The sequence below is a fragment of the Agrobacterium sp. CFBP2214 genome, from assembly GCF_030209895.1.
GTDB classification, from domain to species: domain Bacteria; phylum Pseudomonadota; class Alphaproteobacteria; order Rhizobiales; family Rhizobiaceae; genus Agrobacterium; species Agrobacterium radiobacter.
The window spans coordinates 20,735-38,859 of sequence record NZ_JARVRC010000004.1; the positions used below are offsets into that span (position 1 = coordinate 20,735).

The 18,125-nt window shown below is 59.5% G+C and carries 19 protein-coding genes; 11 read left to right on the forward strand and 8 right to left on the reverse strand.

The genetic code is table 11. The features are described from left to right. Window positions 1-11 precede the first annotated feature (11 nt). The 3 genes from QRN60_RS12665 to QRN60_RS12675 all read right to left on the reverse strand — a co-directional run bounded on the left by QRN60_RS12665 (window position 12) and on the right by QRN60_RS12675 (window position 2,815). On the reverse strand, window positions 12-584 hold the full coding sequence (locus tag QRN60_RS12665) for a TetR/AcrR family transcriptional regulator (RefSeq protein ID WP_020813052.1): 573 nt from the start codon (window positions 582-584) through the stop codon (window positions 12-14). Between the two features lie 49 nt (window positions 585-633). After that, window positions 634-1,662 (reverse strand): ketopantoate reductase family protein, encoded by a 1,029-nt coding sequence (locus QRN60_RS12670; protein WP_003504255.1) that lies wholly within the window; start codon window positions 1,660-1,662, stop codon window positions 634-636. A gap of 310 nt (window positions 1,663-1,972) precedes the next feature. Continuing rightward, on the reverse strand, window positions 1,973-2,815 hold the full coding sequence (locus tag QRN60_RS12675; RefSeq protein ID WP_284765577.1) for an NADPH-dependent oxidoreductase: 843 nt from the start codon (window positions 2,813-2,815) through the stop codon (window positions 1,973-1,975). A 394-nt stretch (window positions 2,816-3,209) separates the two neighbouring features. On the opposite strand from QRN60_RS12675, the gene QRN60_RS12680 reads away from it, so the two are divergent. Further along, complete coding sequence (locus QRN60_RS12680) at window positions 3,210-4,817, forward strand: ABC transporter substrate-binding protein (protein ID WP_111792877.1); 1,608 nt, start codon at window positions 3,210-3,212, stop codon at window positions 4,815-4,817. A gap of 40 nt (window positions 4,818-4,857) precedes the next feature. Beyond that, entirely contained in the window at window positions 4,858-5,949 is a 1,092-nt protein-coding gene (locus QRN60_RS12685) for a rhodanese-like domain-containing protein (RefSeq protein ID WP_020813050.1), read from the forward strand. A 49-nt stretch (window positions 5,950-5,998) separates the two neighbouring features. Here QRN60_RS12685 and QRN60_RS12690 read toward each other — a convergent pair whose 3' ends face one another. Beyond that, complete coding sequence (locus QRN60_RS12690; protein WP_020813049.1) at window positions 5,999-7,243, reverse strand: MFS transporter; 1,245 nt, start codon at window positions 7,241-7,243, stop codon at window positions 5,999-6,001. Window positions 7,244-7,334: 91 nt separating this feature from the next. Here QRN60_RS12690 and QRN60_RS12695 point away from each other — a divergent pair, with 91 nt between their 5' ends. Continuing rightward, window positions 7,335-8,192, forward strand: coding sequence for a LysR family transcriptional regulator (locus tag QRN60_RS12695; RefSeq protein ID WP_031234483.1), 858 nt, complete (start codon window positions 7,335-7,337; stop codon window positions 8,190-8,192). A 48-nt stretch (window positions 8,193-8,240) separates the two neighbouring features. Here QRN60_RS12695 and QRN60_RS12700 read toward each other — a convergent pair whose 3' ends face one another. Beyond that, entirely contained in the window at window positions 8,241-8,849 is a 609-nt protein-coding gene (locus tag QRN60_RS12700) for a nucleotidyltransferase domain-containing protein (protein WP_003504267.1), read from the reverse strand. 54 nt (window positions 8,850-8,903) lie between these two features. Further along, window positions 8,904-10,256, reverse strand: a complete 1,353-nt coding sequence (locus QRN60_RS12705; protein WP_162690429.1) for an aminotransferase-like domain-containing protein — start codon at window positions 10,254-10,256, stop codon at window positions 8,904-8,906. 132 nt (window positions 10,257-10,388) lie between these two features. On the opposite strand from QRN60_RS12705, the gene QRN60_RS12710 reads away from it, so the two are divergent. The 5 genes from QRN60_RS12710 to QRN60_RS12730 all read left to right on the forward strand — a co-directional run bounded on the left by QRN60_RS12710 (window position 10,389) and on the right by QRN60_RS12730 (window position 13,679). Continuing rightward, complete coding sequence (locus tag QRN60_RS12710; RefSeq protein ID WP_031234481.1) at window positions 10,389-10,793, forward strand: VOC family protein; 405 nt, start codon at window positions 10,389-10,391, stop codon at window positions 10,791-10,793. 39 nt (window positions 10,794-10,832) lie between these two features. Continuing rightward, entirely contained in the window at window positions 10,833-11,462 is a 630-nt protein-coding gene (locus QRN60_RS12715; protein WP_020813045.1) for a LysE family translocator, read from the forward strand. Between the two features lie 50 nt (window positions 11,463-11,512). Further along, window positions 11,513-12,358, forward strand: coding sequence for a PhzF family phenazine biosynthesis protein (locus tag QRN60_RS12720; protein ID WP_020813044.1), 846 nt, complete (start codon window positions 11,513-11,515; stop codon window positions 12,356-12,358). A 27-nt stretch (window positions 12,359-12,385) separates the two neighbouring features. After that, a complete protein-coding gene (locus QRN60_RS12725; protein WP_020813043.1) occupies window positions 12,386-12,982 on the forward strand; it encodes an NUDIX domain-containing protein in 597 nt (198 codons plus the stop codon). Window positions 12,983-13,127: 145 nt separating this feature from the next. After that, window positions 13,128-13,679, forward strand: a complete 552-nt coding sequence (locus QRN60_RS12730) for a DinB family protein (protein ID WP_003504276.1) — start codon at window positions 13,128-13,130, stop codon at window positions 13,677-13,679. Window positions 13,680-13,719: 40 nt separating this feature from the next. Here QRN60_RS12730 and QRN60_RS12735 read toward each other — a convergent pair whose 3' ends face one another. Continuing rightward, window positions 13,720-14,607, reverse strand: a complete 888-nt coding sequence (locus QRN60_RS12735; protein WP_003504277.1) for a LysR family transcriptional regulator — start codon at window positions 14,605-14,607, stop codon at window positions 13,720-13,722. Between the two features lie 127 nt (window positions 14,608-14,734). On the opposite strand from QRN60_RS12735, the gene QRN60_RS12740 reads away from it, so the two are divergent. Continuing rightward, complete coding sequence (locus QRN60_RS12740) at window positions 14,735-15,088, forward strand: antibiotic biosynthesis monooxygenase (RefSeq protein ID WP_020813042.1); 354 nt, start codon at window positions 14,735-14,737, stop codon at window positions 15,086-15,088. A gap of 29 nt (window positions 15,089-15,117) precedes the next feature. Here the strand turns inward: QRN60_RS12740 and QRN60_RS12745 are convergent, their stop codons facing one another. Continuing rightward, entirely contained in the window at window positions 15,118-16,038 is a 921-nt protein-coding gene (locus QRN60_RS12745; RefSeq protein WP_129565314.1) for a LysR family transcriptional regulator, read from the reverse strand. A 154-nt stretch (window positions 16,039-16,192) separates the two neighbouring features. Between QRN60_RS12745 and QRN60_RS12750 the strand changes: the two genes are divergently transcribed. Together QRN60_RS12750 and QRN60_RS12755 are read left to right on the forward strand one after the other, a co-directional pair. Then, the gene (locus QRN60_RS12750) at window positions 16,193-16,852 is read left to right on the forward strand and encodes a hydrolase (RefSeq protein WP_020813041.1); all 660 of its coding nucleotides are present in this window, start codon (window positions 16,193-16,195) and stop codon (window positions 16,850-16,852) included. A gap of 313 nt (window positions 16,853-17,165) precedes the next feature. Next, window positions 17,166-18,074, forward strand: coding sequence for a LysR family transcriptional regulator (locus tag QRN60_RS12755; RefSeq protein WP_020813040.1), 909 nt, complete (start codon window positions 17,166-17,168; stop codon window positions 18,072-18,074). Window positions 18,075-18,125: the final 51 nt, after the last annotated feature.

Sequence of the window (18,125 nt, forward strand, 5' to 3'; positions counted from 1 at the left end):
GTCTGCTGCTTTCAGTTGGGTTGATTGGTGGAGGCGGCGGCCGTGTCGAAGACGGAGAGAGCACAGTCTCGCGCAATCAGCACTGCTTTGGGATCGCGTCTGACGGCGACGGTTGCCAGTGCCCCTTCGTAGAGAAGCGACAGATGGGCAGAGGCAATCTCCACCGTGCTGCCGGCTCTTGCCAGGACAGCGGCAAACACGTCCCTGACCTTCGCCTTATGGGCACGCGCAACGACCACGACGCGTTCGGACTCGCCATGTTCCGCAACCGCAAGAGCGAAGGCGCAGCCGCGAAAATCCGGGCTATCGGCCTTTTCGTGGAGTTGCTCGAAGATCAACCGGATTTGCTCCTTCGGAGTCATGTCGGCATCCAGCACTTTATGGAGCGAATGGATTACCCGCTCGTGACGCGCCTCCAGATAGGCTGCAACGAGATGATCCTTCGACGGGAAATGCCGATAGAGCGTCGCCTTCGCCACATTCGCTTCTTCGATGATACGATCTATGCCGACAGCCCGGATGCCCTCGCGATAGAAGAGTGTGCCAGCGGCGGTGAGGATATGGTCTGATATGGCTTCTCGCATTATCGTTTCACACTGTCGTTTCAAAAGTCGCGCTGATACGGATTGCCGGTCATGAAGTGACGGCAGGACTGGCATGCGCCGCCCGGTCCGGGGCGGCGATGAGAGACGTGATCGCATCGAGCGGCAGCGGCTTTGAAAACCCGCCCTGATGTGCCAGCTTTCCGGCAAGCGTTTGCACGGCTTCGTTATAGGGCGTCGGAACGCCGTGAATCCGGCCCAGCAGAACGATTTCGCCATTGAGGAAATCCACTTCGCTCGAGGCTCCGCGCCTGAAGCTCTGCCAGGTCGATTGCTGGCCCGGATGAATCCCGCTGTTCGGCGCAACCCGCCAGTTCGAGATGTCGAGGCTTCGCTCGGAGGGCGAGGCAAGGGTGTAGCCTGCCGCTTCCAGCACATGTCGCGCCTCATCCACCAGCGCCGCGCTGATCCTGTCGTTCAGATCGGCCGGACCGTCGAACAGTTCCAGGGCATTGCGAACGTTGTGAAGGAGCTTTGCTGCTTTCCATCGGCGGATATCGTCGCTTGGCTCGGCAAGATATCCCGCCCTGTTCAGGTCTGCCGTGACCTGCGCGGTCACGTCATCCTGTCCGAGCGGAAAGCGCCCGACTGTCACGATGCCCAATTGCGGCTCGCCGCCAACCACCACCTTGCCGGTTTCGGTGAACCGCGCCGGGGTCAGAATGCTTGCGCCATAGACCCTGGAAAATGTTCTCAGGGCATTTGCTTCGGTCGCCAGTCCATTTTGAAAAGTTACGATCGGAAGATTTGCCGCCGCCGGTGTCGTTGTGTTCGAGATGCTTTGCCAGGACCAGAAGGCGAGCGCGCTGACGGCATCCTGCGCTTTCACGGTGAGCAGGAGGACATCATCCGGCGTCAATTCCGGAATATCTGTCAGGTCGAAAACCCTCAAATCGATCTGCCGCGTCTCCGAGGGGCGCTGAAAGGTGAGGCCATGCTGCCTGATATGGCTGATCTGGGCGCCCCGTCCGAAAAGCGCATAGTCAATGCCTGAGAGTGCGAACTGCGCTGCAAGGCTCGCGCCCACCGCACCGGCGCCGATGATAACGTAACGTGGCATCTGTCGTTTCTCGTCTTGTCTTTTTCGCGCTCCGGATTTCCCGGAGAGCTTGGCTGCTGATAGGTTCGGCGCTCTGTGCGGATAGCAATTGAGGATCGCGGTAACACACGGTTCAAAAGCACTCTGGGACAGATCGTAAAGCCTGCGAGCAGTTTGAAGGAAGACCGGTCATTCTATATCTACTAATTTTGTAGAAAATCAGTTCCCGAAATCGGCGATTTCGGGAGAGATTGCGCTGCCCCTGGCAGGCGGTCCGTTATCGCCGAGCCAGGCGCGCGTCTGCGTTCGATGCGGGCAGCTGCAACACAGTTTATTTGATGCCGAAACCGAGACGGCGCAATGTCTGGCTCAGTTCCGCGCGGCCTTTGAGCGCGGCGGCGTTCTCGACACGCTGGGAAATGGGTGCTGTCCAGCCGTTTTGCGGCAGGCCCTGTTTTTCCTGAAACGTCTTCAAGACCGCGTCATAGGAATCAAGATCATCCCGTGCGGCCTCCGAATAGGTTTCATGAAACAAGATGGATGACTGGGGCAGGCGCGGTTTGACGTCGGTTTTCACGGCCGGGTCTGGATAACCCACGGTGAGGCCAAAGACGGCAATCGTTTCGGGAGGCAGGTTCAGTTCGCGGGATACGTCTTCCGGCCTGTTGCGAATGCCGCCAACGTAGCAGGAGCCGAGACCGAGTGAATCGATTGCGGCAACGGCGTTCTGCGCGGCCAGCGCCGCATCGATGGCGCCGATCAGGAAGCTTTCCAGATAATCCAGCCCTTCTCCGCTGTTGCCGTGGTTGGAAGCGACCGTTCGCAGCCGCTTCAGGTCGATAAGCCAGATGAGGAAAACAGGTGCATCCTTTATATGGGCGTTGCCGCCCGTGAAGCCCGCCAGACGTGCCTTGCGCTCCTTGTCCTGCACCGCCACCACGCTCCACGCCTGAAGATTGGAGGATGTGGGCGCAGATTGTGCGGCTGCGACCAGAAGTTCCAGGCTGCCCTCCGGCAGAGCTTTCGGCAGATAGGCGCGGGCGGTGCGATGGTTCAGCAAGGCGTCGATCGTGTCATTCCAGAAAGGCGGAGAAAAATCGGCCTGTGTTCCGTAGCGGGCCTCAACACGCTGCTGCGGGATTTCCAGTTTGGTGGTCGGACTGGAGAGGGTCATCGTGTGTAGCTCCGTAATGTTGGGAGTGGGGGCAGGCCCGGATGAAGGTCGGAAAGGTTGAGATGCCTTCCACTTGATATGCTTTGCCGGTGCCTGTGCCGAGCAATGTCTTACTCATTGGCGATTTTTCAGGGAAACAACATTTCCATAAGACGTCCGGGAGTCGTGCTGTCGAGATTTCCTTTTATCTCGCCATGTTGGGAAGAAACGCAACGGCGGTCCAAGGTAGCGCAATTATTCAGCACAAATTTTGGTGCCTGGCTGCATACGTATTGGAATAAAATTCTGCAAGAAATGTTTTCTTTGATGGTCGAGAAGAATTTTCTTCTTAAGAACATGCCACTTTGCCCCGATGCTTTCACTATCGAAACGACGTTTTCAAACGGGGATTTTCATGACGATAGGACGCCGCCAGTTCAACAAGATGCTTCTTCTGGCAACGGCAGGAACGGCCCTGCCGGGTTCGGTATTCGCCGCAAGTGACGATGCGAGCCGGCCCGTCTCCGGCGGCACGCTCAAGCTGCTCTATCGTGTCGATCCCGGCAACGCACTTTTCGCCATCAACACATCGTCAGGCACGGGGCAGGCGATCGGCCCGAAGATCGTTGAAGGTCTTCTGACATTCGATTTCGACCTCAATCCGCGGCCCTTGCTGGCAACGGAATGGTCCGTTTCGGATGATCACCTGCGCTATACGTTCAAACTCCGGCCGAATGTGAAATGGCATGACGGTGAGGATTTTACCTCGGAAGACGTTGCCTTTTCGATTTTCCGTCTGAAGGAAGCCCATCCGCGCGGCCGCATTACCTACCAGAACGTCGAGGCGGTGGAGACGCCGGATCCCCTGACCGCCATTATCGTGCTGTCCAAACCGGCGCCGTTTCTGATTGCCGCGCAATCGAGTTCGGAATCGCCGATCGTGCCGAAGCATATTTTCGAAAAGCTGAAACCGGCCGATGGTCAGACATTGCAGACCGCGATTGGCACCGGTCCTTTCAGGCTGACGGAGTGGACGCCGGGCAGTCATCTGATCTTCGATAGAAACCCCGACTATTGGGATGCCGGCAAACCTTATCTCGATCGCATCATTCTGCGCATCATCACCGACCCGGCCGCGCGGGCGGTGGCGCTGGAGACGGGGGAAGTCGATATTGGCGACAACCCGGTGCCGCTGGCAGACCTTGAGCGATTGAAGCAGAACCCTGATCTCGTCCTGGACACGAACACCTATGCTTATGCGGGGCCGCAGCAGCAGCTGTTCTTCAACTACGATAATGAAATCTTCCGCAAGAAAGATGTCCGCCTGGCCATTGCGAAGGCGATCAACCTCGATGAAATCGTCAATGTGGCGCTCTTCGGTTATGCGCAGATATCGCCGAGCCCCGTCAGCACCGCCCTGCCGAACTGGTATGACGCATCCGTCAAGGCCCATGCCTATGATCCCAGGGAAGCGGAAAAATTGCTCGATGCGGCGGGATATCCCCGCAAGGAAGACGGCAAACGTTTTCCCGTGCGGTTGACCTACAATTCCTATCTGACGCCCGGCTTTGCCGACGTCCTTCGCAGCCAGCTTGAAAAGATCGGCATTGCCGTCGAAATCCGCAAATACGACCTGCCGACCTATCTGAAGACGGTCTACACGGACCGCGCCTTTGATCTGGTTGTGGAATCCCTTTCCAACACGTTCGATCCGTCGCTCGGCATCCAGCGGGCCTATTGGAGCAAGAATTTCAAGATCGGACTACCCTTTTCCAACGCGGCCAACTACGCCAATCCGGAGGCGGATGCGCTTCTGGAGGCGGCGGCCATCGAGCCCGATGCGAAGAAGCGCTGGGTGACCTGGAGCAGGTTCCAGCATCTCATCCATGACGACGTCGCCTCCGTCGATCTTGTGGCGGCGGGAAGCCAGATCGTGGCGCACAGGCGCGTCAGGAACTACGTCACCGGCGCGCAGGGGCTGAACTGGAGTTTCGGCGACCTATGGCTCGATCCGACCGCTTGAAACCCGATGTGGAAACCAGAATTTGTCAGGAGAATATGCAATGTCCGTAAATGCTGTAACCAAAGACCGCCTCATCGAGTGGCTGACAGATGGCAAGGAACTTGCCGTTCTCGACATTCGCCCCACAGAAGAGGTGGGATATGCTTCCCCATTGTTTGCGACCAACCTTCCGGCTGAAAGGCTGGATGCGGAAATCGACCGTTTCATTCCGCGCCCTGTCGTGCGAACCGTTCTGGTGGATGATGGCAAGGGAAGCGCAGAGCAGGGGGCGGAGCGGCTTGCCGCCAGGGGCTGGAGCGATATTCACTTTCTGCGCGGCGGAATTCCGGCATGGATCGAGGGCGGCCTTGACGCCTTGCCGACATTCGATATTCCCGGCGTTCCTTTCGTCCAGAAGGTGAGAAGCGAAAAGAACACGCCAGTGGTTTTCGCCCGTGAACTGAAGGCGTGGCAGGAAGCCGGCGAGGATGTTGTCGTCATCGACACCCGCACAATAGCGGAATATGAAAAGGCGCATGTGCCGGGCGCCATCGGCGTACCCGGTGCCGAACTTCTGCTGCGTTTTTCCGACCTCGTGCCGTCACCCGACAAAAGGGTTGTCGTCTCCTGCGCGGGCCTTCCCCGCGCAATCCTCGGGGCGCAGACATTGATCGACGCCGGTGTTGAAAACGATGTCAGCTATTTGCACGATGGCACGCGCGGCTGGACGGATGACGGGTTTGAGCTGGAAACGGGGCGTTCGCAAACATATCCGCCCGCCAGCGATGATGCGAAAAATATCGCGAAGGCGCGTCTGGAGACCTTCTCCCGGCAAGACGACCTGCAGTTCATCGATCGCGCCACGGCCGAGACATGGCTGCGGGACACGGCGCGAACGACCTATTTTCTCGATGTGAGAACACCGGAAGAATTCGCAGCCTCCCACCTTAAAGGTTCGATTTCCTCGGAAGGCGGCCAGCTTCTCGGCGTTGCCTATCGCACCATTGCCGTGCGCGGAGCACGGGTCATTCTGGTGGATGATCTGCTGGGCGCCCGCGCGCGTGTTGTTGCCCATTGGCTGAAACGCCGGGGCTTTGAAATCTCCCTTCATCTGCACGACTTCGAACAGGGTGTCGAGGCGGCGGCCGCATAGGTTTCCCAGACGGTAGATGTCACTCGATTGCCGCCGCGCCTCTCCCGTTTCATGAGGAGCCGATTTGAGCCTTCGGCAGGCGCGGCGATGAGATTGCCAGGGGCAGCGCTGTCACAACGACAGGCATGATCAGTGCGGACCATGCCGCCCCATAGCCGAAATGATCGACCAGAAGACCGAATATGTAGGGGCCGATTGCCATGACCCCCAAACAGATGGTGGAAGCGAAGGCAATTGTCGATGCTATCGAACCTTTCGGCGCACTTTCGGCGATTTGCAGAAGGTAAAGCGGAAACCACCCGATCCCGAATATTCCGAGCACGGCGAGCACGAAGAGGACAATGGTTGGCGCAGTGCCGATGGGGAGAGCCGCGAGGATTGCGGCAGCGCCTGCGGCAATAACGGATACCAGGCCGAACGATTGGGTGCGCAGTCCGGGTCGGAAGCGGTCACTGAGCCATGGCAGCAGAATCCGGCCGGGAATGCCGGCAAGCTGTGTTGCGGCAAACATGGACGATGCGGCAAAGAGGCCAAGCCCCAGCCCATCCGCCATGAAGCCGATGATGTGTGCGGTGAGGGTGAATTGAAATGCCGACATGGCGATACCAAGCCGCAATACGGGCCAGAAGCTCGAATTCCGCCCGACCTCGTGGATAAGTTTTCCCAGGGGAAGCGGGCGCTCGGTTTTAGCGGCGACATCGCCTCCTTCGCGATAGAGGCCCCAGAAGAGTACGGCGCCCAGGACGGAAACACCGGCGCAGAGCCATGCCGCCGCGTGCCAGCCGTAACGGACCGCCATGAATGGCAGGAGGGCGGCTGCGATCATGGTTCCGAAAGGAACCGCGGCCTGCCGAAACCCTGTCGCTATGCCACGTTTGGCGGGGGGGAACCAGCGCATGATCGCCCGCGTGCCGCCCGGTTGGACCGCAGCATAGGTGCCGCCGAGAAATGCGATGCACAAAAGCAGCGCGGGCAGGCTGTTTGCGAATGCCGCCGCGCAAGCCATCGCGAGCGCCATGCCGAGCATGGCAATGCCGACGATGCGGCGCTCGCCGTGAATGTCGATGGCGCGGCCGAGCGTGAACATCGTCACGATCTGAACACCGTTCATGACGGTCACGGCCAGTGATGCGGATGCGAGCGAAATACCGAATGCTTCCCGCCAGAAGGGCACGAGAATGTAAATTCCCTGCGATACGAACGAGCCCGCGGTTTGCGTCGCGACTGCCACGGCAAGGACTGCCCAGATCCGGCTGTCGGTGGCGGGCGTGGGCGAGGAAATCTGTGACGACACGAAAAGCTCCTATCATGGGTTTTCGTGCAATAGCGCTCGCGACTATCAGATAGAATTAGGGGCTTGCACATTTCAGCGATAACAGCTTGTTATGCGAAACATGCGCTCATTGGATCCCGAGGCCGTCGAGGCTTTTCTTCTTGTTGCCGAACTGCAGTCGTTCACACGGGTTGCAGGGGTGATGAACACATCACAGGCCGCTATATCCCTGCGCCTGCGCCGGCTTGAGGACATGCTGGGGCATCGCCTCGTCGAACGGACGCCGCGCCGGGTGCGTTTGACGACGGCCGGCGAACGCTTTCTGGAACCCGCGCGTGCTTATGTCGCGGCCGGCCGCCGTGCGCTTGATGTCTTTGGGCAGGAGCCGACCCGTCTCGCGATCGGTTTCACGCATCATTTGATTGGAGCCGACCTGCCTCGGATACTCCGGGTGATCAGCGAGCGCGAGACGAGCGTTACGCTTCATCTGCGCACGGCCGGCACCCGGACCCTGCTTGAACTCTACGATGCCGGCGAGCTCGACGCGATCGTCGTGTTGCGGCATGATGATATCCGCCGGGATGGCGAGCTGCTGTTTCAGGAAAGCTTCGGCTGGTATTGCAGCGCGGATTTTGATCTGCCTTCGAACGCGCCGGTGCCGCTGGTGCTGCAACCCGAACCCTGCAATTTGCGGGCCATGGCCCTTCGGGCGCTGGAGGCGGCGGACATCGCATGGCGGGAGGTATTCGTTGGAACTGGGGCAACGGCGGTAGGGGCGGCTGCCGAAGCCGGGATCGGCGTCGCACTGCTGGCGCGAAGTGTTGCGCCTGCCGGTCTGCGTGAGGTGAGGGACGGCCTGCTCCCACAGCTCTCAAAGCTGAATGTGGTAATGATTTCCGCGGTCACGGGCGATCACGCGAACGCGGTGCTGCGACGGATCACGCGGGCATTTCAGTCGCCTCGAACCTGAAATGCTATTTTCGAATTTCGAACGAGACCACAATAAGGCGGCCTGAGATCACAGCGCCTGTATCCAATCGTGACCCGGGTGAAGGCGGTTAAGGCAGTCTTTGAGCCATTGTCGTTCCGAAAGAGGTAACCCTGGCTGGGCTCTTGCGAAGTCTTCCTCATCCTTGGTGCGTCTGTGCTTCGCCTTGAACAGAAGCACGGCGGAGGGATTAAGGTGAGGAATGCCGTCAGCGCTCAGCGACACCATTTCGATACGGGGCCGCGTCATTTCCGGATTTCTCTTGTAAACCCAGGTGTCATTCGTTCCCGGCTCGATCATCATATCGGCGCGCCAGCATCCGGCAGCGCGATCGAAGCACCAGATCTGGAAAATCTCGGGAGCCGGATCCCGATCCGCCGGTAACGGCTCGATAACGCCATCGTTGACGGTGTAGAACGCCATGTAACCCAGCTTCCGGCGAAAGATGCCCAAATCTTCACGCAGGACCGTGAACTCAAGATCATCATGCTCGCGTGTCTTGCTGCCCAGCCACAGGTCGAGAGCCCAACCGCCAACAACGCACCATGGCCTCGATACACCGTCCAGTCGCCGTGACAACTGGGCAGGGCTCCACGCGTTCCAGGCATCCTGGTCCGGTATAGGCGGGTGATCATTCATAATATACGGTCACTTTCATTCAAATCTCGTGCTGTTGCTTGTTTCCTGATGGCGTCAAGCCCCGCGTTTCAGTAGTCCGGCCAGAAGCTTCAGCGCTTCCGTGAGATCGTCGAAGGACGGGCCGCCGAGGCAAAGGCGAATGCCGCTCGCCTGATCATCGGGATTAACAAGCATGGCTTCCGGAGGGGTCAACTTGATGCGCATTGCCGCAGCGGCGAATGCGAAGCGATTGGCGGCGTCGTGTTCCATTGGCAGCCAGACGTTGTATGCATCGGGATGCGCGCCAAGCTGGTTCGTGCCGAGCAGGGAAACGGCCAGGCTGGAGCGCCGTTGGGCCTCGTGGCGCAAATCGCGCTGGATCGAAGAGATGATGCCGGAGGTCAGCCAGTCCTCAACCACCGCGCAGGAGAGCGCGGATGGGGCCATCGGCATGTCCTGCAGAAGGTCTTCGGCGGTTTCGTGCAGACCGGCTGGTAAAGCAAGGACGCCGATCTGCAAGCCGGGGCCAAGGGACTTGGAGAGCCCGTTCACATGAAACGAGATTTCAGGAGCCAATGACGTCAGCGGCGGCAAGGCTTCCGCGGATGCCGCATAAACACCGTCCTCGATGATCCATACCCCCGCCCGGCGGCAAATATCCGCAATGACCTGCCGCCGCGCCGCCCCCATGGTAACGGTTGTCGGATTATGCAGGGTCGGCGTCAGATAGATTGCTGTGCAGTCACTCGATGGGGTGCCATCCAGCGCCGCCGCCAACGCTTCCGGCACCATGCCTTCGGCATCGATTTCGACGCCCTGCATCCGGTAACCTTTCCGCCGGGCCAGCGCGATGGCGCCGGGATAGGTGATCCGTTCGGTCAGGAGCAGGCCCTTGGGGCCGCAGGCTAGATCGATGGCCAGGGCCAGCGCCTGACGGGCGCCGCTCGTCAGCACTAGATGTGAGGGATCGATGGTGAGACCCTGCGTTTCGAGCCAGCGGGTCAGAAGGCGGCGGTGTTCCAGATGCCCCGCGGGCGGGGCATAAAGATTGATATGATCCGCATCGATCCTGCGCGCGATCCCCGTCAGCGTCTTTGCGAGAATGCGGGCGTTGAGCGTGGCCGGCGGTGCGTTGGACGAGAGGTCAATCTGCCGGTCGTTATGCGCCTCCCGGATCGCCACGAATGTTCCCCGGCCCTTGACGCTGCGTGTCAGCCCGCGCCGTTCCAGAACGGAATAGGCTTTTGTCACCGTGCCAAGGCCCACCCCCAGTTTCCACGCGAGATCGCGATGGGCGGGCAGGCGGTCACCGCCCGCCAGCCGCCCCTCGATGATGTCATCGGCGAGGGCAAGCACCAGCCGTTCTGCGGCATTCGCCTCAATGTCTGCAAGACGGGGAGTCCAGGGGGATTGCAGCAGCACGTTCATACCTTCGATAAAAGTGTCACGTTACACTATTTCAATAAACAGCAAGTGTAACATAGGCTATGACGAGGCTGATTGATATCCACACTTTACGGCGGCCGGCCTGCCATCCTGCCGGCGCGCTTAGAGGATCAAATGTTCAGCCATGTAACCGTCGGAACGCGTGATCTTGAGCGGGCGGAACGCTTTTATGACGCCGTGCTTGCCCCGCTCGGTCTGAAGCGGCGAACCGTGACCCCTGATGGCGGGCCTGCGGCGCTTTGCTGGGTGAGGGCGCAATCCCCGTTGCCCCGTTTTTATGTCTATCAGCCCTTCAATGGCGAACCGGCAACGGTTGGCAACGGCGGCATGGTTGCCTTTCTGGCGCCGTCGACAGAGGCGGTGACTGTGGCCCATGCCGACGGCCTTGCGCATGGCGGCACGGACGAAGGAGGTCCGGGGCCGCGTCCGCATTATGGAGAGGGTTATTTCGGCGCCTATCTACGTGATCCTGACGGCAACAAGGTCCACATCGTGCATCGCGGAGATCTCCAGCAATAGTGCTTGGGGAGGCCTGTCCTGTTTCCGGAGAAAGTCAGAATGATCGCCAGCCAGATCGCCCTCGTTTACGGCACCTATATCGTCGCCACCGCCAGCCCGGGCCCGAGCAACATGGCGATCATGGGAACGGCGATGCGTGACGGCCGTCTGCCCGCCCTTGCTTTGACGGCTGGCGTCATCACCGGCTCGCTGTTCTGGGCGATCCTGGCGGCGACGGGCATGTCGGCCGCGCTGGCCGCCTATACCCAGGCGCTTTTCGTCATCAAGATATTCGGCGGCGTTTACCTGCTGTATCTGGCTTTTCGAGCGGGCAGGTCGGCCATGAAGCCGGTCTCCGACTTTGTGAGTGTGGATACCGGGCGCGCGACGCCGCGCTATCGGGCGCTCTACCGGCAGGGTCTTCTCATGCATATCGGAAACCCGAAGGCCATCATGGCCTGGATAGCGATCATGTCGCTGGGGTTTCGCGAGGACGCGCCTGCGGGCATGTTGCCGGCGATCATTGGCGGCTGCGCCATTCTCGGCGTTATCGTGTTCGGCAGCTATGCACTTCTCTTTTCCACCGCCTCGATGATTGCGCTCTATACCAGATTGCGGCGCTGGATCGAATCCGTGCTTTCCGTGGTATTTGCCGCCGCCGGGCTGAAACTGCTTCTCTGGCAGAACTGACAGTCCCACCATCCGCGTTGCCGATTAATCCCAACTGAAAGAGCCATGTCATGAGTTTTGCTATCCATATGATCGATGTATTCGGCTCCGGGCCGCTTTCCGGCAATCCGCTGGCGGTCGTCATCGGTGCTGATGCCTTATCGACGGATGAAATGCAGCTGATGACGCGGTGGTTCAACCTTTCCGAAACCACCTTCCTGCTACGGCCCACCCATCCGCAGGCTGATTACCGGGTCAGGATATTCTCGCTGGACAGGGAGTTGCCCTTTGCCGGGCATCCCACACTGGGCAGCTGCCATGCCTGGCTCTCCGCCAATGGCATGCCCGGGCAAGAAACGGCGATTGTTCAGGAATGCGGCGCCGGGCTGGTCACGATCCGGCGCTCGCATGGACGGCTTTCTTTTGCAGCTCCGCCGCTTATCCGTTCCGGCGCGCCGACGCCCGCCGAGCTGGAAGATGCGCGGCAGTTTTTGGGGATCGAGGCTTGCGACATCATCGATGCGGCATGGATCGACAATGGTCCGGGCTGGCTGGGGATCAGGCTGGCGTCGGCCGAAAAGGTGCTTGGCATCACCCCGGCCCGCAGCTGGACCCATCACATCGATATCGGTGTGGTTGGCCCTCATGCGAAAGGCGGCGAGACCGCTTTTGAGGTTCGCGCTTTCTTCAGCGATCATCTGGGCGCCATCGTTGAAGACCCCGTCACCGGAAGCCTCAACGCCTCATTGGCGCAATGGCTGTTCGCAACGGGCGTGGTTGGCGAAGACTATGTCGCGGCGCAGGGAACGCGCCTTGGCCGCCATGGCCGTATCTACCTTACCCGCGATGATGCCGGCCAGATATGGGTCGGCGGCGAAACGCGCACGCATGTCGAAGGCCGTTTACTCGGCCTTTGAAAGACAGATGAAAACGAGGTGACTTTGATGAATAGCAGTGTTTACCGCCCTATTTCCGAGCGCGTATTGGCCGATGATTGGGGGCGGCTGACCAAGTATGAATATGAACTCCAGCTGAGGGACGGAAGCTGGCAACGGCAGACCCGGGAGGCATATGATCGCGGCAACGGGGCGACATGCCTGTTGTACAATCCTGCCAGCGACAATGTCCTGCTGACCCGTCAGTTCCGGTTGCCGGTTCTCCTGAATGGCGGTCTGGAATCGCTGATCGAGACACCGGCGGGGTTGCTGGAAGGCGCAGACCCGGCGACGCGAATGCGTGCGGAGTTGATCGAGGAAACCGGTTATGAGGTTTCCGAACTTACGCATCTGTTCGATATCTATATGAGCCCCGGATCGGTCACGGAATATCTCGCCTTTTTCTATGGCGAATATGCCGAGAAACATAAGGTCGGGGCAGGCGGCGGTTCAGCGGACGAGGGCGAAGACATCGATGTGCTGGAAATCGCCTTGCCTGAGGCTATGCGCATGATCACCCGCGGCGATATTCGCGATGCCAAGACGATCATTCTGCTCCAGCATCTCGCTATCCGGCTTCTGCAGGAAAAGGCCACGGCACGCTGATCCTCGCCTCCGGATTTATCGATCCGGGACAGGTGCCGATCATCCTCTCATCGTTGGCCGGCAACAATGCTTCTGATCCGGCGCGACAGCGCCGGATCAACCCGATCATCGTTTTTGAAGTTCAAAAATACGAAGGAGTTTCAGCATGGATATTGCGCCGCTCAGCCCCGTTCACGCATCCACCGCATCGGCAATAGATACCTTGAAAATGCTGGTACGCTACAAAGCCTGGGCGAACGGGTTGACGTTCAGAAGCGTGATGGACCTGCCGGAAGGTGAAGCCCTTCGGCAGCGGCCGACGCGGTTCGGAAACATGGTGCATACGCTGAACCACGTTTATGTGGTGGACGATATTTTCAGGCATCATCTACAAGGAAAGAAACACAGCTACACCGCCCGCAACACCGACCATACGCCCGCAATTGGCGAATTATGGGAAGCCGTTCAGGAAATGGACCGCTGGTATGTCGATATGGTCGATACCTGGTCAGACGGGGATCTCGCGAAAGCCGTTCATTTCGAATTTGTCGGAGGAGGAGAAGGCGTCATGACCCGCGAGCAGATCGTGCTGCATATCGTCAATCATGGCACCTATCACCGCGGCTTTGTCGGCGACATGATGTATCAGGTGCCTTTTACGCCGCCGTCAAACGATCTTCCCGTCTTCATCAGGGATCACTATCGCGGCGCTTACTGAGCGCTTGCGCATCGTTTTATGCCCTTTGCCGTTGGTGCTATCACCGGGTGAAAAGATTGGCGGCCATATAGTCTACAAATGCTCTGACTTTTGGAGAAAGATATCGATTGGTCGGCCAGAGGACGCGGAAGGTCCCTGTGTCGGCCATATAGTCGTCCAGCAGCGATACCAGTTTCCCGTCAGCGACTTCGGACGTCACGGCGAATGACGGCAGGCATGTTATGCCGAATGAACGTTCCGCAAGGTAGATCAGGGGTTCCAGCGTGCTCGCAACGGTGGCGACCGGCAGATCGATCCTGATCTCGCGGCCTTCGCGAACCAGGGGCCACGGCTCAAGCTTTCCGGAATTGGCGAAGCGATGGTGAAGACAGCGGTGCCGGACAAGATCTTCCGGAATCTCCGGACGGCCATGCGCCTCCAGGTAGCCGGGCGCCGCCACGATGCTGTGCCTGAACGTGCCGAGCTTGCGGCTCATCAGCCGTGTGTCCCTGATCTCGCCGGTTCGGATGACGGCGTCGAATCCCTCTTCGATGACGTCAACCAGACGGTCTGTAAAATCAAGGTCGAGGCTGATTTCGGGATATGCCTCCATGAAGGCGGATATCGTCGGCATCAGCAACATGCCTGCCAGCGGAAGGCTGACACGCAGTTGCCCGCGCGGAACGGCCTGCGATCTCGATAATTGCGCCTGCACGGTCTCATATTCCGACTGGATGCGCCGGCAGGTATCGAGGAAGAAACTCCCGTCCTCCGTCAGTGCCATGCTGCGTGTCGAGCGATTGAACAGTCTTACGCCCAGCTCCTCCTCCAGACGTGCAATGGCTTTTCCGACGGCGGATCCGGAGATGCCGAGACGATGCCCGGCGGCCACGAAGCTTCCCGCTTCCGCCACCTGAATGAATATGCCGAGGGTTCCGAGCTTGTCCATGATGTCGTGATTAAGGAATTTTTGTCCGGTATGTTGAGAATAGCAGCTCGTTTATCCGCTATTTTCCTTCCGATATCCAGATGTCGTCGCGGCTGAAATGGCCCGAAGCTTCAAATGGAGATAATTCATGGAAACGAAACCTATCGCAGCTTTTGCGGACTCGCCCGCTCCCACGACCTTTGTTGTCAACGTCATTCATGCCCATCCGGGAAAGCAGGACGAAGCCTTCGCCATCATTCAGGATGTCGTTCACTATGTTGCCGAACGAAAGGAAGGGTTCCTCTGGAGCAGCCTTGCGAAAAGCACCGACGGAGAGACGGTCGTTAATGTCGAGGCCATTCAGGGAACCGGCAATGTCGACGAGTTCTTTTCCGATCCGCAATTCGTCGAAAAATTCCGGAAACTGGATACCGTCTCCAAAAGCGAGTTCCACACATATACGGTCGGCGATCTGGTCCTGCCAAAGCCCGTGGCCGTGTGACAGACGTACGGCTCTGAAAAATGTGCCGGTCAGGCAGCTGCCGGGGGGCTTCCCCCGGCATTGGAGAGGGACGCCGCCGCCGGGCCGTGATCGAAGCATTCGATCAGCATTTCAGTGAGAACCCGGATTTTTCTGACGGGATGTTGCCCCGGCGGTCTGACGACATATATCCCGGCCGGCGGCGGCGGATGACGTTTCATCACCTGCACAAGCTCGCCTGAGGCCAGATAATTTTTGACGAGATCGTAAGGCAGCACGGCGACCCCCAATCCGGCTGCTGCGGCGACGGCAAGAGCGACCCCGTTATCGGCCTTGAACCGTCCCTGCGGGCGAAGAGTTATCACCTTGTCGCCATCCATCACCTGCCAGGTTTCCGTTCCCTGCATGAGAGCCTGATGGGTCACGAGTTCCTCCGGTGTCTCCGGAGAGCCGTGGACCTCGATATAGTCCGGGCTGGCGACGAAAATGCCGTAGAGGGGGCCGACGCGTCTGGCGACGAGGTTGGAGTCTGGAAGGGTGCCGACCCGGATCGCACAATCGTATCCTTCTGCAATCAGGTCCACGAAACGATCGGTGTAACAGGTCTGTATCTGGAGTTGAGGATGACGGCGCGCCATCTGCGCAATCACCAGCGCGAAATGCGTTGGGCCGAAGGAAAGCGGCGCAGCAATCCGCAGGCGGCCACGGAGCTCACCAGCCGGAAGGATTGTCTCTCTGGCGACGTCGATTTCGGCTGAAATCCTCGCCGCATGGTCGCGGAAGGTTGCGCCCTCCTCCGTCAGGGAAGCACCGCGTGTGGATCGGGCCAGAAGCTGGACACCAAGCTCCGCTTCAAGCCGCACCAGCCGCCGGCTGACCATCGATTTGGAGATACCGAGCCGCAGCGCGGCCGCTGTGACGCCTCCCGCATCCGCAACTTCGACGAATGTCCTGATATCTTCGATATCCATTCAAGCGTTCCCCATTCTGCGACACAGCTTAGCACGGACAAGGACTACCGCATCAGAAACGGGAATGACAAGTTTCGTCCCGCGGCAACGCCCAAGGGGGTGCATGCCTTTTGCGCAAGCGCGCTTCAATAAACCACCAATATAGGATGAACCCATGACCTTTCGTAACGGCCTTGATTCGCTTCTCCGTCCTGAAGACTCGGTCCTCGTTCTGATCGATCACCAGCCCTATCAGTTAGCAAACCTGAACAGCCATGATCCGCAAGCTGTGGTCAACCTCACGACCGCGCTGGCAAAGCTGGCTAAAGCTTTCAATGTTCCGACCGTTCTCACCAGCGTGATCGCGGCGCGCGGTGGCCTTCTCTTCAAGCAGATCACCGACGTGTTCCCCGGCCAGGAGGTCATCGACCGCACCTGGGTGAACACCTGGCAGGACGAGAATGTGGTGAACGTCGTCAAGGCGACCGGCCGCAAGCAACTGATCATCGCGGGCCTTTGGACCGAGGTCTGCGTCGCAATGCCCGTCATCCAGGCGGCCGGCGAAGGCTGGGACGTGACCGTGATCACCGACGCGTCGGGCGGGATTTCGAAGGAGTCTCACGAAGTTGCCATCCAGCGAATGATCGCTGCCGGCGCGAACGTGATGACCGTGATGGCGCTTGCTGGCGAATGGCAGCGCGATTGGGCGCGCACCGAGCATGTCGAGGAACTGACCGAGATTCTCATTCAGCACTTCGGCGGCAGCGGCATCGCTTATCTCTGGGAGCAGCAGCTTCTCAACACGCCGGCGCCGACCACAAAGGGCGGACACTAGAACCGGCAGGGATGGCGGGCGTCTGTCGGCCCGCATCCCGTCCTCTCCGAATATGCGGATTGACCCCTTCTGAATTGAGCAAGGCGTGCGGCCGCGACGGTTCCACTGTTGCCTCGACGCGGAAGGGGCTCTCCATTCGCAGCTGCATGGCACCGCCGGCGCGACCCCAATGAGAAAGGGAGGCGCCGGCGTTGATCCCTTGCTTATCGGCGCGCGCATCGGACATACTGGCTCCTGAACCAAAAAGGCCAAGGGCAAGACGAAGCCAGAGACGCAGAGCTGGATCGCGGAGCCATGCGAGGAGATGGACCCCATGAACACGCGATTCCTCGAAACTTTCCTCTGGGCAGCACGATTGAGCAGCTTTTCGGCGGCTGCGGAACGTTTGCACACGACGCAGGCGTCGGTCTCCAACCGGATTGCCGCGCTGGAGCGTGAGCTCGGTGTCGTGCTGTTCACGCGCGATGTGCGCTGCGTCAACCTGACACCCGCCGGTCGTCTGGCGTTGCAGCATGCCGAAAAGATCGTCAACCTCACCGGCGAGTTCCGCCAGATCGTCAGTAACCGGGAGGCGTTGAGGGGCACCGTGCGCATCGGTGCTGCGGATACGATCGTGTACGCCTGGCTGCCGCTGCTTATCCGCCGGATGAACGAACAATATCCCGGTGTCAGCCTCGATCTGACCATCGATACCAGCCTGAAACTTTCCCAGCGCATCCAGAACGGCGAGGTGGATGTCGGTTTTATCATGGGGCCGATCATGGCGGCGGATATCTACAACTCACCGCTCTGTACCTTCGAATCCTGCTGGGTCGGCGCTGTCGAGCTGCCGCTGCCGGAAACGGGTGTCACGCTCGAAGATATCGCGCATTTTCCGCTGCTTACCTTCTCGACCGGGTCGCAGCCGCACCAGGCATTGCGCGCGCTCCTCGATTCCCATGGATTGTCCGACAGCCGCATCTATAATTCCAATTCTCTGTCGATCATGACCCGGCTGGTGGCGACCGCCGTTGGCGTGGGCGCGCTGCCGCGCGTGCTGGTGGACGGCATCATCAAATCGGGCGAAGCGCGTATTCTCGACATCACGCCGCCGGTGCCGCCCCTTACCTTTCACACGGTTTACCAGGAGCGCGGCGACAATGCGCTCGCCCGAGCCATCGCCGACATGGCGACGGAAATCGTTAGTGAAACCACCACGCAATGGATGATCGCTGCGGCTTAAATTTTATGCTGCGGCGCAAAATGATTAATCCATAAGCTTATCTTATGGGTT

Excerpts from the sequence above, each read along its gene's own strand:
- QRN60_RS12665 (WP_020813052.1), bottom strand. The coding sequence starts at position 584 with ATGCGAGAAGCCATATCAGACCATATCCTCACCGCCGCTGGCACACTC.
- QRN60_RS12670 (WP_003504255.1), bottom strand. The coding sequence starts at position 1,662 with ATGCCACGTTACGTTATCATCGGCGCCGGTGCGGTGGGCGCGAGCCTT.
- QRN60_RS12675 (WP_284765577.1), bottom strand. The coding sequence starts at position 2,815 with ATGACCCTCTCCAGTCCGACCACCAAACTGGAAATCCCGCAGCAGCGT.
- QRN60_RS12680 (WP_111792877.1), top strand. The coding sequence starts at position 3,210 with ATGACGATAGGACGCCGCCAGTTCAACAAGATGCTTCTTCTGGCAACG.
- QRN60_RS12685 (WP_020813050.1), top strand. The coding sequence starts at position 4,858 with ATGTCCGTAAATGCTGTAACCAAAGACCGCCTCATCGAGTGGCTGACA.
- QRN60_RS12695 (WP_031234483.1), top strand. The coding sequence starts at position 7,335 with ATGCGAAACATGCGCTCATTGGATCCCGAGGCCGTCGAGGCTTTTCTT.
- QRN60_RS12700 (WP_003504267.1), bottom strand. The coding sequence starts at position 8,849 with ATGAATGATCACCCGCCTATACCGGACCAGGATGCCTGGAACGCGTGG.
- QRN60_RS12705 (WP_162690429.1), bottom strand. The coding sequence starts at position 10,256 with ATGAACGTGCTGCTGCAATCCCCCTGGACTCCCCGTCTTGCAGACATT.
- QRN60_RS12710 (WP_031234481.1), top strand. The coding sequence starts at position 10,389 with ATGTTCAGCCATGTAACCGTCGGAACGCGTGATCTTGAGCGGGCGGAA.
- QRN60_RS12715 (WP_020813045.1), top strand. The coding sequence starts at position 10,833 with ATGATCGCCAGCCAGATCGCCCTCGTTTACGGCACCTATATCGTCGCC.
- QRN60_RS12720 (WP_020813044.1), top strand. The coding sequence starts at position 11,513 with ATGAGTTTTGCTATCCATATGATCGATGTATTCGGCTCCGGGCCGCTT.
- QRN60_RS12725 (WP_020813043.1), top strand. The coding sequence starts at position 12,386 with ATGAATAGCAGTGTTTACCGCCCTATTTCCGAGCGCGTATTGGCCGAT.
- QRN60_RS12730 (WP_003504276.1), top strand. The coding sequence starts at position 13,128 with ATGGATATTGCGCCGCTCAGCCCCGTTCACGCATCCACCGCATCGGCA.
- QRN60_RS12735 (WP_003504277.1), bottom strand. The coding sequence starts at position 14,607 with ATGGACAAGCTCGGAACCCTCGGCATATTCATTCAGGTGGCGGAAGCG.
- QRN60_RS12740 (WP_020813042.1), top strand. The coding sequence starts at position 14,735 with ATGGAAACGAAACCTATCGCAGCTTTTGCGGACTCGCCCGCTCCCACG.
- QRN60_RS12745 (WP_129565314.1), bottom strand. The coding sequence starts at position 16,038 with ATGGATATCGAAGATATCAGGACATTCGTCGAAGTTGCGGATGCGGGA.
- QRN60_RS12750 (WP_020813041.1), top strand. The coding sequence starts at position 16,193 with ATGACCTTTCGTAACGGCCTTGATTCGCTTCTCCGTCCTGAAGACTCG.
- QRN60_RS12755 (WP_020813040.1), top strand. The coding sequence starts at position 17,166 with ATGAACACGCGATTCCTCGAAACTTTCCTCTGGGCAGCACGATTGAGC.